This is a genomic window from Limnochorda sp. L945t (genome assembly GCF_035593305.1).
In the GTDB taxonomy this organism is placed as follows: domain Bacteria; phylum Bacillota; class Limnochordia; order Limnochordales; family Geochordaceae; genus Carboxydichorda; species Carboxydichorda subterranea.
Genome location: NZ_CP141615.1, coordinates 2,692,943 through 2,705,225, shown reverse-complemented (window position 1 = coordinate 2,705,225; position 12,283 = coordinate 2,692,943). Strand labels below are relative to the sequence as shown.

Annotated in this window: 9 protein-coding genes; 4 read left to right on the top strand and 5 right to left on the bottom strand. The window is 70.4% G+C overall.

Features of this window, described 5'->3' with window-relative positions; translation table 11 throughout:
- Nucleotides 1–22: 22 nt before the first annotated feature.
- Nucleotides 23–1,195, top strand: coding sequence for a ParB/RepB/Spo0J family partition protein (locus U7230_RS12470; protein ID WP_324716161.1), 1,173 nt, complete (start codon nucleotides 23–25; stop codon nucleotides 1,193–1,195).
- Here the strand turns inward: U7230_RS12470 and U7230_RS12465 are convergent.
- A complete protein-coding gene (locus tag U7230_RS12465) occupies nucleotides 1,144–2,415 on the bottom strand; it encodes an MFS transporter (RefSeq protein WP_324716160.1) in 1,272 nt (423 codons plus the stop codon). The two genes, U7230_RS12470 and U7230_RS12465, sit on opposite strands and share 52 nt — an antisense overlap.
- Nucleotides 2,416–2,498: 83 nt before the next feature.
- On the opposite strand from U7230_RS12465, the gene U7230_RS12460 reads away from it, so the two are divergent.
- Nucleotides 2,499–4,358, top strand: a complete 1,860-nt coding sequence (locus tag U7230_RS12460; RefSeq protein WP_324716159.1) for an AAA family ATPase — start codon at nucleotides 2,499–2,501, stop codon at nucleotides 4,356–4,358.
- On the opposite strand, the gene U7230_RS12455 is transcribed toward U7230_RS12460, so the two are convergent.
- Nucleotides 4,302–5,567 (bottom strand): S41 family peptidase, encoded by a 1,266-nt coding sequence (locus U7230_RS12455; protein ID WP_324716158.1) that lies wholly within the window; start codon nucleotides 5,565–5,567, stop codon nucleotides 4,302–4,304. The two genes, U7230_RS12460 and U7230_RS12455, sit on opposite strands and share 57 nt — an antisense overlap.
- A gap of 149 nt (nucleotides 5,568–5,716) precedes the next feature.
- On the opposite strand from U7230_RS12455, the gene U7230_RS12450 reads away from it, so the two are divergent.
- Entirely contained in the window at nucleotides 5,717–5,857 is a 141-nt protein-coding gene (locus U7230_RS12450) for a hypothetical protein (RefSeq protein ID WP_324716157.1), read from the top strand.
- Between the two features lie 90 nt (nucleotides 5,858–5,947).
- Here the strand turns inward: U7230_RS12450 and U7230_RS12445 are convergent, their stop codons facing one another.
- Both U7230_RS12445 and U7230_RS12440 read right to left on the bottom strand, forming a co-directional pair.
- Nucleotides 5,948–8,908, bottom strand: coding sequence for a penicillin acylase family protein (locus U7230_RS12445; protein WP_324716156.1), 2,961 nt, complete (start codon nucleotides 8,906–8,908; stop codon nucleotides 5,948–5,950).
- Nucleotides 8,909–9,030: 122 nt separating this feature from the next.
- Nucleotides 9,031–9,900 carry a hypothetical protein gene (locus U7230_RS12440; RefSeq protein ID WP_324716155.1) on the bottom strand — a complete coding sequence of 290 codons (870 nt, stop codon included), beginning with the start codon at nucleotides 9,898–9,900 and terminating at the stop codon, nucleotides 9,031–9,033.
- A 123-nt stretch (nucleotides 9,901–10,023) separates the two neighbouring features.
- Between U7230_RS12440 and U7230_RS12435 the strand changes: the two genes are divergently transcribed.
- Entirely contained in the window at nucleotides 10,024–10,434 is a 411-nt protein-coding gene (locus tag U7230_RS12435; protein ID WP_324716154.1) for a PaaI family thioesterase, read from the top strand.
- Here the strand turns inward: U7230_RS12435 and U7230_RS12430 are convergent.
- Nucleotides 10,409–12,184 (bottom strand): long-chain-fatty-acid--CoA ligase, encoded by a 1,776-nt coding sequence (locus U7230_RS12430; RefSeq protein ID WP_324716153.1) that lies wholly within the window; start codon nucleotides 12,182–12,184, stop codon nucleotides 10,409–10,411. The genes U7230_RS12435 and U7230_RS12430 overlap by 26 nt on opposite strands.
- Nucleotides 12,185–12,283: the final 99 nt, after the last annotated feature.

The following is a 12,283-nucleotide window of genomic DNA, read 5'->3' as shown; positions in this document are numbered from 1 at the left end:
ACGAAGGAGGTAAGTTCGGGCCGTGGCGGAGTACCGCCTGGTTCCCATCGACAGGATCGTGGTGGACCCCAACCAGGTGCGCCGTACGTTTCGTGACGATGCTCTCGACGGGTTGGCCCAGTCCTTGCGAGAAGTCGGCATGCTGCATCCCGTCCTGGTGACACCTCTCGAGGGCGGCAGCTACCGGTTGATCTCCGGAGAGCGCCGGTTGCGGGCGGCCAAGCGGGCCGGTGAGCACACGGTGCCGGCGCTGGTGCTGCGAGACCTGAGGGGGACCGCCCACCAGATACAGCTCATCGAAAACCTGCAGCGCGAGGATCTCAATCCCATGGAACGCGCGCTGGCCATCCACTCCTTCATGGAGCAGGAGCACCTGAGCAAGGCTGCCGCGGCGGCCCGGCTCGGGGTGCCCCGCACCACCCTGACCGACTGGTTGGACGTGCTGGATCTCGACGAGCGCCATCAGGCGGCCCTGGTCGACAACTTCGCCGGGGGAGACTCCCCGCTCACGTTATCGCACGTAGCAGAAGCCAAGGCGCTGGCCGCGCGGCTGGGAAGCCCCGGGATCGCGACCGTCCTTCTCGACGCGGTCCTGGAGTACCGTCTCAGCAAGGCGGAGACGCGCCAGGTCGCCCAGCTGGTGCGCAACGGGCCCAACGTCAACATCCAGCAGGCAGTACGCATGGTCCGGGGCCATGCTTCTTCCGACCGCCGGCACAAGATGCTCGCCGAGCCGTTGATGGCTTCGGTGGGCGACGGCGCGGCTGCGGCGGCCGATGGCCAGCCGGCTGGCCGGAACGCTCCGGGCGGCGCGGAGGAGAGCGCCGGGGCCGGTGAGGTGCCCGCGGGCTTTTCGAAGCTCTTCGCAGCGCTCGATCGCTTCCGCCGGGTGCTCGCCGCCCTGGCAGGCGGCGCCCTGGTCTCGATCACCCCGCAACAGCGCCGGGACCTGGTCGCCTACCTGGAGACCCTGAGCCGGTGGATCGCCGAGGTCATCGCCTTTGCCCGGGAGGTGGACGACCCCTCTCTGGCGGCGCGGCGCCGGGAGGCGATGCGTCGGGCTGCCAAGGAGCTTGCCAGGAGGGCGAGACGCAAGAAGCACAAGCATGGTACCCACCCCCCGGCCATGCTCCAGGACGGGCGTCAGGTCTCGTCGGGCTGGCCTTTGACCCCTCCCGGCGCCGGGGCCAACTGAGCGGGGCCACCGGCCTGTGCGGGGCTCGGCCCCGAGGAGACCCGGACGACCGATAGCGCCCAGGCGAGGGCGGCCAGGGCAAGCGCCGTGCCGGCGAAGACGGCGAGCCTGGCCGTAGCCTGCGTCGCAAGGCCGAATAGCGGAGGCCCCACCGCGACCCCACCGAAGCGGACCGTGCCGTAGAACGCCGTGACCACCCCCCTGTGGTCACGGGAGACGGCACCGGTGATGAGCGTGTTGACCGCCGGCAGCGTCAGGCCCGTCCCGAGCCCGAGCAGCGCCGATAGCGCAATCGTGAGCCACAACGGCCGGCTGACGAACGCCAGCGCCCCCAGGGCCGCCGCGGCGCAGATCAGCCCGATGACGGAGAGGGGCTTGAGCCGCTCGGGACGGGTCTGCAGAGAGCGGCCGCTCGTGAATGAGGCGATGGCCATCATCCCCACCGGGATGGCGATGATGCCGCCCCGCGCGAGCTGCGAGAGGCGATGGCGGGCCTCGAGCTCGTCGCTGAGCAAGCTGAGCAGGCCGAACAGCGCGAACAACAGCAGCATGCCGGCCCCGTAGGCGGCCGACAGGGCGGCACCCCGCCGCCGGGCGATCTCCGGGATCTGGCGCAGGTAGCGGGCAACGCCGCCCTCCTCCCGCCGGGGCGCCTTCTCCCTGACTGCCCGGTGCACGCCGAAGGCGACCGGCAGCGCCAGCACGCCGTACAGGAAGAAGGGCAAGAACCAGGAGGCGAGCGCCGCCAGTGCTCCCAGAAGCGGGCTCACCACCTTGCCGAGCCCGTTGGAAGCCTCGAGCCAGCCCAGGGCCTGGCTGCGCTCCGTGCTCTGGAACATGTCTCCGACCAGCGCCATCGACAGCTGGTACGTGCCGCCGGCACCGATGCCCTGGAGCACCCGGGCGCCCACGATGGGCCAGAACCTGCCCGGCAGCAGCCAGGCGCTCAGGCCCGCCAGGATGCCTCCGATGCCGTACAGCACCAGGGCGGGCACCATGACGGCCTTTCGGCCCACCCTGTCGGACAGGGCGCCGGCGAACGGGATGGTGACCGCGGCCGGCAGAGAGAAGGCGGTGATCACCAGGCCGGTCTGGACCATGGTAAGGTGGAGGTGAGAGCGGATCGCGGGCAGGACCGGGATCAGCATGGAATTGCCGAGCACCATGATGAACGGGACCAGGCTCAGGACCGCGAACCACCGGATGGTGTCGGGGCGCACGTGCATGCCCTCCCGGGCGATATCTTGCCCCGGAGCGGCACGCTACGGGCTATAATCGAGGCAAGCATCGAGAGGGGACGTGGGTGAGGCCGGTGGCAGCTCTTCCGGCGCCATCAGCGCCCCCCGCACCGGCGCCTGGCCCGGCAAAGGCGCCCAGAGCTGTCCGCGGCCGCACCCGGGCCAGACCGGCGGCCGGGGCCAACCGGTGGCGGGTATGGTGGATCCGGTGGCGGGCCCTCCTGTGGGCCCTGGTGGCCGCCGCGCTCTACACACGCTGGTACTTCCTCGACCCGGGCACCACGCTGGCGTGGACCCTCACGGTCGCCCGCCAGGTCTTCAGCATCCTGCTCTTCATCTTCATGGCCATCATCCAGTTCGTGGCCATCTTCTGGTTCCTGGGCCGGGCCCAGATCTACTGGATCGAGCCCGGAGAGACGGGCGTCACGTTCGACGACTACCGGGGCAACCCGGAGGTGCTCGAGCAGGCCCGGCGCGTCGTCACGCTCCTGAAGGGTGTGACGGGCTTCAAACAGATGGGTGGCGAGGTCTCCCGCGGGATGCTGCTGGTCGGACCCCCGGGCACGGGTAAGTCTTACCTGGCCCAGGCTATCGCCTCGGAGGCGGGAGTTCCCTTCGGCTACCTCTCGGCTGCCAGCGTGCAAAACATGTTCTTCGGGGTCTCCAACCTGAAGATCATGAACATGTACCGAAAGGCGCGCCGGCTCGCCCTCGAGCACGGCGCCTGCATCGTCTTCCTCGACGAGTTCGACGCCATCGGCGTGAGTCGCACCAACCAGCGGGCCGGGGCGGCGTTTCCCATATTCGGGGGCATGGGGCTGCTCAACGAGCTGCTGCTCCAAATGGATCCGCCGCGCCTCGAGACCCGGTGGTGGGCGCGGCTCCTGCGGCGCCTGGGGTTCCGGCCGGCGCCTGGCCCCCAGCCCATCGTCTTCACCATGGCGGCGACCAACGCCCCGGAGGTGCTGGACCCTGCCCTGCTGCGGCCGGGGCGCTTCGACCGGCAGATCGTGGTGGGGCCGCCCGACTTCGAGGGGCGCAAGGAGGTCATCCAGTATTACCTGGGCAAGGTCGCCCACGACCCCGGCTTGGAGCAGCGTCTCGACGAGCTGGCGGCCGACATGGTGGGCTACACGCCGGCCAAGATCCGCCACGTCATCAACGAGGCAGTGGTCAAGGCCCACTTCGACGGCCGCAGGCGGGTCACGTACGACGACATCACCTACGCCCGGGAAGTGCACGAGTGGGGCCTCAAGCAGCCCCTGCGCTCCATGCTGCCCGAGGAACGCCGCCGGGTGGCATACCACGAGGCGGGGCACGCCGTCGCCCAGCTGCGCCTGTTGCCTCACGAACGCATCGTGAAGACCACCATCATCCGCCACGGCGAGGCGCTGGGGTTCTCCGCCACGCGCCCCGTCGTCGAACGCTACTCCACGACCCAGGAGGAGCTGCTCGCCAATATCCAGGTGAGCCTGGCGGCGCGGGCCGCCGAGGAGCTGTTCCTCGGCACCCGCCTCTCGGGCGCTGCGGGGGACCTCGAGACGGCCACGCGCCTGGCGGCCTCCTACATCGGCACCTACGGGATGGACGGCACCCTCTACTCGTACCGGGCACTGGGCGCCGGCGCCCCCGACGACGAGCTGAAGGCCCGGATCAACCGCCTGCTCGAGCGGGAGAAGGCCAAGGTCTCGGAGCTGCTCGCCGCCAACGCGCCCCTGGTACACGCCATCGCCCGCCGGCTGCTCGATCGCCACGAGATCACCGGCCCTGAAATCGCCGAACTGGCCCGGCTGTTCGACGACGGGCAGCTCGACGGAGCGGACGGGCGCTCCGGGGCGCCGCCACAACAGATACCTGCAGCGGTCGGCTCAGACGGCGCCTCGCTGCCGCAACGCCTGGATCGCCCGCCGGACGTCCAGGTCTGACCCGTCGTACCAGGCACGCAGCCACTCATCGTCCATGGGCACCGTGACGTCGGGCACCACCGGGCCTACCAGCGGGCGGCCCCGGGAGGAGAAAAAGCGCCCCGACGTCACCTGGATGAGGCCCCCGCCCGGAAGCTCCCAGCGCTGCTGGGTATCGCCCGTTGCGGGCTGGGTGGGACGTCCCACCAGCACTGCCCGCCCCATCTCTTGAAGCGCGAACGCCAGGATGCCGAACGTGGTGCTCTCGTCGATGAGGACGGCCACAGGCCTGGCGTACGCGTCGATAGCCGTGGGAGCGGGCACGAGGGGGTTGGAGGAGCTCTCGGCCTTGACCGCCGGCAGTGGGAAGACCTCCTCCCGGCTCGTCAGGATGCCCAGCGCCTGCCCTTCGGCCAGCAACCCCGCGATGTGGGACAGGGTCCCGAGCGACCCCCCGGAAAAGCTGGTGCGCAGGTCGAGGATGAGCGCCCGGGTCCGGATCAGCTTGCGCAGTTCTGCCAGGAACGCCGTCTCCATCCCTTCGTGGAAGTGGGGCAGGTAGATGTAGCCGATGTTTTCCCCCTGCAGGAGCCGGCCCGACGGCTGAGGGGCGCTCGAGACGGCTCGCCGGGTCAGGGTCAAGGCCTGGCGAGCGCCCCCGGGAGCCATGACGACCAGGCGGACCTTCGTACCCGCGGCGCCCCGGATCCGGTCAGCCACCTGGGTGATGGACAGCTTGCGCACGTCCTGCCCGTCCACTTCCAGCACGAGCATCCCCTGGCGCACGCCCGCCTGCTGGGCGGGCCCGCCGGGCAAGACCTGGCGCACCATAGGAGTGCCGCCGGGTCCGGCGCTGAGCAGCACCCCGATCCCCACCACGTCGACCCGGAGCCGGCGTTCCTCTTCGTCGAGCTTCGCCCGTTGTTGCGGCCGCAGGACGTAAGTGCCGGGATCCTTCAGCAGGGCGACCATCTCCGACGCGAGGGCATATCCGTCGGCGCCGGGCTCGGCGGCCCGGCGTAGGTAGGTCGCCCGGGCTCGCTGCCAGTCGACGCCCCCGTACGTGGAGTCGAAGTAATGGTCCGCGACGGCCTGCCAGGCGGCCTGCACGACCTGCTCCGGCGCGGGAGCCGGCGGGGCGCCGGCCCGCACTCCGGGAGCGAGGGCTTGTGCCATCGCTCCGGCGAGCGCCGCCACGGCCGTGAGTACGACTTTTCCACGCGGTGCCATATCCGGTGGCCGACCCTCTCCACGCGAAACGTTGTCGATGTCCTTTCCCGGCGCGGCTTCCGTACTCCTCGCAAGCTTTTTGCAAGCGCCGCGCAACGGTCTGGCAAGCGCCCGGCCGTATACTCGCCTCGGCGGGGGGCGATGAGGCAGTGACGGAGGTCAAGCGCCGGTTCTGCGGTGCGGTCTGTGCCGCGATTGCGACGGCGATTTCGGTAGCGTTCGTGGGGATGGCGCTGGCGGCCGCGGGGCTTTGTGCGGCCTGCGCGCTAGGACTGGTCGGAGCGTTCTAGCACCCCTTCATTCTTGCGCTGCGCGTACGGCAAGCCCCCCGTGCGCAAGGCAAAAGCGGCGGGCCATTGGGCCCGCCGCCCCTTTTTGTCTCAGGGCTGTCCGGCAGCAGGCGACATGACCCACGCTCGCTCTGCCGCCGCCTCCACCTCCTGCTGCGTGAACGGGATCCGGTACGCCTGGTTGGAGAGCCAGGCGGGCAATAGGTCGGCGAAGTGCGGGCCCGCTCCTGCACCGGCCGCCTGCCCGCCGGGGATGACGTTATAAGCGGTGACGGCGCCGGGTCTCATCTCCACGACCAGGCGCATCGACGGCCCGCCGCTGAAGCGGAACGCCTGGGGCGTGGTGGCTCTGGGGTCGAAGCCCGACGCGTCGACCACCTCGAATCCCCCGTCCACGGGAAGCCCGGCGGCGTACTCCGGGGCGTCGAAGCCTCCCGCGGGCGGGATGCCGAAGGTCCCGCCGAGAGGATGCGCCAGCACCAGGCGGTGCAGTTTGCCCCACCGCAGATCCGACAGATCCCGTACCTTGCCGAAGGCGGGCTCGAAGACCGGCCCCGTCAGGAGCCCGAGCGCTCTGTCGAGGCTGCTCAAGAGCAGCAGATCCCGCTCGTCGGCCGGGTCGAGGGCGAGGTCGGGCACGTCGAAAAACTGGAGGCCCGAAACGCCCTTGCCCCGGGTGCGGTCGAAGTGCTCCAGCTGGTAGAGGATCGCCTTGACCGCCATCGTCCCGTCGGGCAAGGGAAGGTCCGGGGAGACTCTCGTCACGGCCGCATCCACGGTGGCCCGGATGAGCTGCCCGACCCACACGTTGAACAACGTGGCCGCCACGCTGGCCCGGACCTCCTGCACCGACGGCTCGTGGGCGGGGCGCACCGCCTGTCCCGGGCCATGGGAAGCAATGGCGACGCCGGGCGAGCCATCCCACCCCTCCGGCAGTCCCGTGGGCGTCGAGCCGTCCCAATCCTGCAGGTAACCGATGGCCTCCGCCATCCGGGAGGAGCGAAGGGCTGCCAGCTGGGGCACCGCTTTCTCCCCGAGGCCGGCCCGCTCCCAGGCTCGCAGCAAGAAAGGCAGCAAGCGCTTCGCCTCGAGCTCCACGACGTCGCTCTGGATGGCCATGGCGTCCTGCACCGTGAGCTTGCCCGCCTGCCGGGCCCGTTCCCGGATGCGCTCGGTGATGCGCGCCGCTCGGAAGCCGGGGCTGAACGCCGGCCCCAGGTAGTAGATGCCGCCGGAGGCTCTGCGCCACGCCAGCGGGTCTCCGCCGGCCGTCACCCCTACGGGGTCGTTGTTGGCGGAAACGATGAAGCCCTGGGCGGGATTGACGACGTGCGGCATCTCCGACTCGGGCAGTACCCGGAAGGGGATGCCCTGGTCGCCCGGAAGCGCCTCGCCCGGCGGCCAGGCGATCCAGTCATGACGGCGCAAACCCGTGCCGTCCCGCAACAGCCACGGCGCGAACGATGGCCCGCCGTCCACCGCGCCGGCCTCCAGGTCCTCCCGCAGGGGCAGCTCCGCCCCGGCAAAGTAGGCGATGTTGCCCTCCACGTCGGCGTACGCCCAGTTCTGCGAGGCGGCGTCGAAGTAGCGCAGCCCCTCGCGAAACTCCTGGAGATTGGAGGCCCGGTTCCACCGGTAGAAGTTCTCGCCGTCATGCGTGGCGTACAGCCCCGTCCACTGCACGCTCAGGGCCTCCTGCCGCTCGGGGTTGATGCGGACGATGGGGCCGTGGCGGGGTACCTCCAGCACCGCCTGCGGCACCTGGCCGGCCGGGGCCGGCTGCAGGTCGTCGGGCGTGCCGTTGCCCACCGCGTTGACCAGGAACTTCTGGGGCAACACCCGCACCGGCTCCCAGTTGCCCCGGTACAGCGCGTACCATTGCCCGTCCCGCTGGGTGAGCCGTTCGAGGTACATGTCGGTCTGGTCGATGGGGTTGGTGGTCGCGCCCCACGCAATCCGTTCGTTGTGGCCCAGGATGACCCACGGCACCCCCGGGAAGGCCACCCCGTACACGTTGAGCGACGGCCGGGCCGCGCCGTCCGGCTGCACGGTCAGATGCTGCTGGTACCAGACGGGAGGATGAGTGAGCGGAAGGTGCGGGTCGTTGGCCAGCAGGGGATAGCCGCTCGCGGACAGGCGCGGCCCGATGACAAACCAGTTGCTGCCGGCGCCTGCCCACGGGGCGGTCACGGCCGCCATCTGCGAGAGCCAGCCTGCCAGCATCTCCTCGACGCCGCGTCCCTGGACGTCCTGGGAGATCGCGCCCGCCAGGGGCGAGCCGGAGGCCGGCGCGTAGCCCACCGCGTCCGGCACGACGAATGCGTTTTCAGCGGGGGCCAGCGGCCACAGGTCGTAGAAGACGGCCTGGATCCCTCGCTCGGGCCCCATGGCCCGCACGTACGCCTGCAGGATGGTCGCGTACTGGGCGTCCATACTGAAGGAGAGCCCGAAGCCGACGAGCTTGAGCACCGATACCGAATCGACCGGCTGCCAGCGGCGCACCCGCGTGAGCTCGAGGGCGCGGTACTCCGCCGGCAGAGCGCCGGCCCGCTCCGCTTCGTCGATGTAGGCGTTGACCCCGGCCGCAAACGCCTCGAGTTCGCCCCGGGCGCCGGGTGAGAGGCGCTCGAGCGACCTGGCTGCCGCCCGGGACAGGCCCAGGGTGCGCATCTGGACGTCTTCGGAAAGGGCCGCGCTCCCCACGAGCTCGGCAAGCGTCCCTTCGGCACGCCGCCGGCTCACGTCCATCTCGAACAGGCGATCCCGGGCCTGCAGGTAGCCAATGGCAAACGCAGCGTCGTGCTCCGTCCGGGCCACCACGTGGGGAATGCCCAGGGTATCCTCCACCACCCGCACAGGCCCGATGAGACCCGGCAGGCGCAACTCCTCCGGCGCCGGAGCGGCAGCGCGCGCCTCGACGGGTGCGCCTGGCTCGGCAGGCATCGGGCTCGCCGGCGGCTGCTGGGCCGGTGCCGGCGTCGTGACCCCCAGCAGCAAGGCCAGCAGCACGGCTCCTGCCGTTGACCCGCGCCGCCTCCACGCCCTCGACAATCCCGCCACCTCCCGTAGCAGGAGTCCGGCTGCTACACTACGGCGGGGCCCGGGGAAACTCCTGGCAGGCGATCCTCGGCCTTCCTGACGACGGTCGCCGCCTGGCGCTGCTTAGGGGGACGTCATGGGGACGCCGGCGATGCCGGGCCGGCGCCGAACCAGGCGAACCGCCGCATCGGGATCAGGTCGCGGGCCAGCAGGTTGAGGGGTTTGGCGGCCAGCATGAAGTGATCGCCGAGGGTGACCATCACGTCCGCCAGCCCGGACTGGCGGGCTGCCTCGTCCTCGGCCGCGCGGTGGTAAAACTCCGTCCCGATCTCCGCATAGGCCTGCTGGTCCCTGGCAAACCGCTGGGACCTCGCCACCGCGCTCCACCAGGACCGGCCCGCGCTGCGGCGCCCCGAGACGTGATCGGGGAAGATGCCGACCATGAACAAGCTCACGTCTGCGACCCGCTTGTAAATGGGGAAGCGCTGCGGGGGGTCGAGCAGCTCGGCTGCAGAGAGCAGGTCGTCGACGTTCATGTCGTTGAACACCCTCCGCCGGTACACCGCGCCGTGCCGCACGAGGAAGGTGCGCGACTCGGTGCGCACGAAGCTGGCGAGCATGCTGGCCAGGTAGTCGAGCACCCGGGGCTGCTCGACCAGCTGTGCCGCTTTCGAGGCGTCGAAGACGGGTACGTCCCCCTCCGGCCGCGGCTCCATGGTGAACGACGCCTGCTTGAGCAGGCGGCGCGCCCGGCGGAGGAGCACGGCGAACAAGAGCTGGGGTGAAACCTTGAGCATGACATCGTCGTCCGACGCCATCTTCTGGAAGACCCGGTCGTCTTCCAGGAGCACCTCCAGGAAATCGGGCTTGTCGCGGACGATCTCCCGGATCCGGTCGTAGTCGGTGCGGCGGGACGAGGTGGCCCGGATGACGAACTCCAGGTCACGGTCCGTCAGCTGGCGAGAGAGATCGAGCAAGGCGGGTTTCATCCAGTCCCATGCCACCGCGGGATGATCCCCCTTCGCCATTATATTGTAGACTATTACCCGGCGCCCGCCCCCATCCGGCCGGCGGACGCCCCACCCGGCGATGGAAAGGAAGGCCGGCGCGGCCGGCTGCGGTCTTCCATGCACGAGACTCCTGCACAGCGCTTCAGCGCGGTCACGGGATTCGAACGCACGAGCGCCCGGGACGGCCGCTCCGAGGTGCGGCTGCGCATCGCCCCTCGCCACCTCAACGAACTGGGCATCGTACACGGCGGGGTGCTGATGGCCCTGGCCGACGAGGCCATCGGGATGGCCGCCTTCTCGGCGGTGCCTCCCGGCACCGCGGTCGTCACGGCCGAACTCCACGTGCACTTCCTGCTGCCGGCCCGTTCGGGGCTCCTGGTGGCGCAGGGCGTCATCTGGCGGGCGGGCCGCCGGCTCGTGACGGGCGAGGCCACCATCGACCTCTACCCGGAGGAGGGCACCCCCATCACGGTCGCCAAAGCGACCGGCACCTGGGCCACCGTCACGCAGGACGTCCCCCTGCCGTAGCGGGCGGCTCCCGGCCGCTTGCGGCGGCCTCCTGCACTGGTGGGGCCTCTTCCCGCAGGGCCCGGCGCAGCACCTTGCCCACGAGGGTCTTGGGCAGCTCGTCGCGGAAATCGAAAAGCCGCGGCACCTTGTACGCGGCCAGCCTCTCCCGGCAAAAGGCCTCCAGCTCGGCGGCAGTGACGGCGTGCCCCTCCTTGAGCACGACGTACGCCTTGACGGTCTCCCCGCGGTACGGATCGGTCACTCCCACGACGGCCGCTTCCCGGACGGCCGGATGCTCGTAAAGCACCTCCTCGACCTCCCGGGGGTAGATGTTGAAGCCGCCGGCGATGATCAGGTCCTTCTTGCGGTCGACGATGCGGAAGTAGCCGTCGTCGTCCATCTGAGCCAGATCCCCGGTGAGCAGCCACCCGTCCCGCAAGACGGCGGCCGTCTCCTCCGGGCGCTGCCAGTACCCTTTCATCACCTGGGGGCCCCGGACGGCCAGCTCTCCCACGCTGCCGGGCGGCAGGGGCTCCCCCGTCGCCGGGTCGACGATCCTGGCGTCGGTATCGGGCCACGGCAGCCCGATACTCCCCGTGCGGCGCGCGCCCCAGATGGGATTGGCGTGGGTCACGGGAGAGGCTTCGGTCAGTCCGTACCCTTCCACCAGGCGCCCGCCCGTGAGCCGCTCGAAGCTCTCCTGCACGGCCACCGGGAGCGGAGCGGCCCCGCTGATGCACGCCTCGACCGAGCTCAGGTCCCGCCGGGCGATGTCGGGAAGCTGCGTGATGGCGACGTACATGGTCGGCACGCCGGGGAAAAGCCGCGGGCGGTGTCGCTCGATGAGGCGTACGACCTCGGCGGCCGAAAAGCGCGGCGTGAGGATCATGGTGGAGCCGGTCATCACCGAGAAGTTGAGCACCGTGGTCAGGCCGTAGACGTGGAAGAAGGGCAGCGCGGCCAGCACCGTCGTGGGACGGCCCTCGAGCTTGTAGAGCCAGGCCTGGATCTGGGTGCAGTTGGCGGCCAGGTTGAAGTGGGTGAGCATCACGCCCTTGCTCGTGCCCGTCGTGCCTCCGGTGTACTGCAAGAGGGCCAGGTCCTCACGGGCGTCGACCGGGTGAGGCCCGTCCAGGGGTTGGGAGCGTACCAGACGCGTGAAGGCATGAACCTGCAGGCCGGGCGGGCGGGAGGGGGCGACGGGATGCTGCGCCGGATGGGGCCGGCGCTGGTGACGCCTTTGGGCAGCCTGCTTGAGAGGGTACAGGAGCCGCAGAGGAGGTGGCAGGTAATCGGCCGCAGAGGTGACCACGACGTGGCGCAGGCCGACTTCGGAGGCGACTTCCAGCACCCGGGGCAGGATCTGGTCGAAGGCGACGACGACCCGGGCTTCCGCGTCGGCAAGCTGGTGGCGAAGCTCCCTCGGGGTGTACAGCGGATTGGTCATCACCACGACGCCGCCCAGCCACAGGACGGCGTAGTAGGCGATCACCGTCTGGGGCAGATTGGGCAGGATGATCGCCACACGGTCGCCGGGGCGGACGCCCAGGGCACGGAGGCCTCCGGCCAGCCGGCGCACCTGCTCGAAGAGGCGAGCGTACGAAAGGCGCGCGCCGAAGTAAAGCGTGGCGGCCCGGTCCGGATGGCGGCGCGCGGATTGCTGCACCCACGCCGCGAGATTGATTTCCGGGTACTCCAGGTGGCTCGGTATCTCGGGCGGGTAGTGCTTCAACCAGGGACGCGCTCTGGAACCGCTATCAAGCTCCATGACGGCAAGCCCCCCACGCTCCACCTCGTCCGGGGGAGACACCGCCCCCGCCCTTGATTCGATGCATGATAGCCATTATCCTTGCCAGCGGCGGGCCCC

Excerpts from the sequence above, each read along its gene's own strand:
- U7230_RS12455 (WP_324716158.1), bottom strand. The coding sequence starts at position 5,567 with ATGGCACCGCGTGGAAAAGTCGTACTCACGGCCGTGGCGGCGCTCGCC.
- U7230_RS12435 (WP_324716154.1), top strand. The coding sequence starts at position 10,024 with ATGCACGAGACTCCTGCACAGCGCTTCAGCGCGGTCACGGGATTCGAA.
- U7230_RS12430 (WP_324716153.1), bottom strand. The coding sequence starts at position 12,184 with ATGGAGCTTGATAGCGGTTCCAGAGCGCGTCCCTGGTTGAAGCACTAC.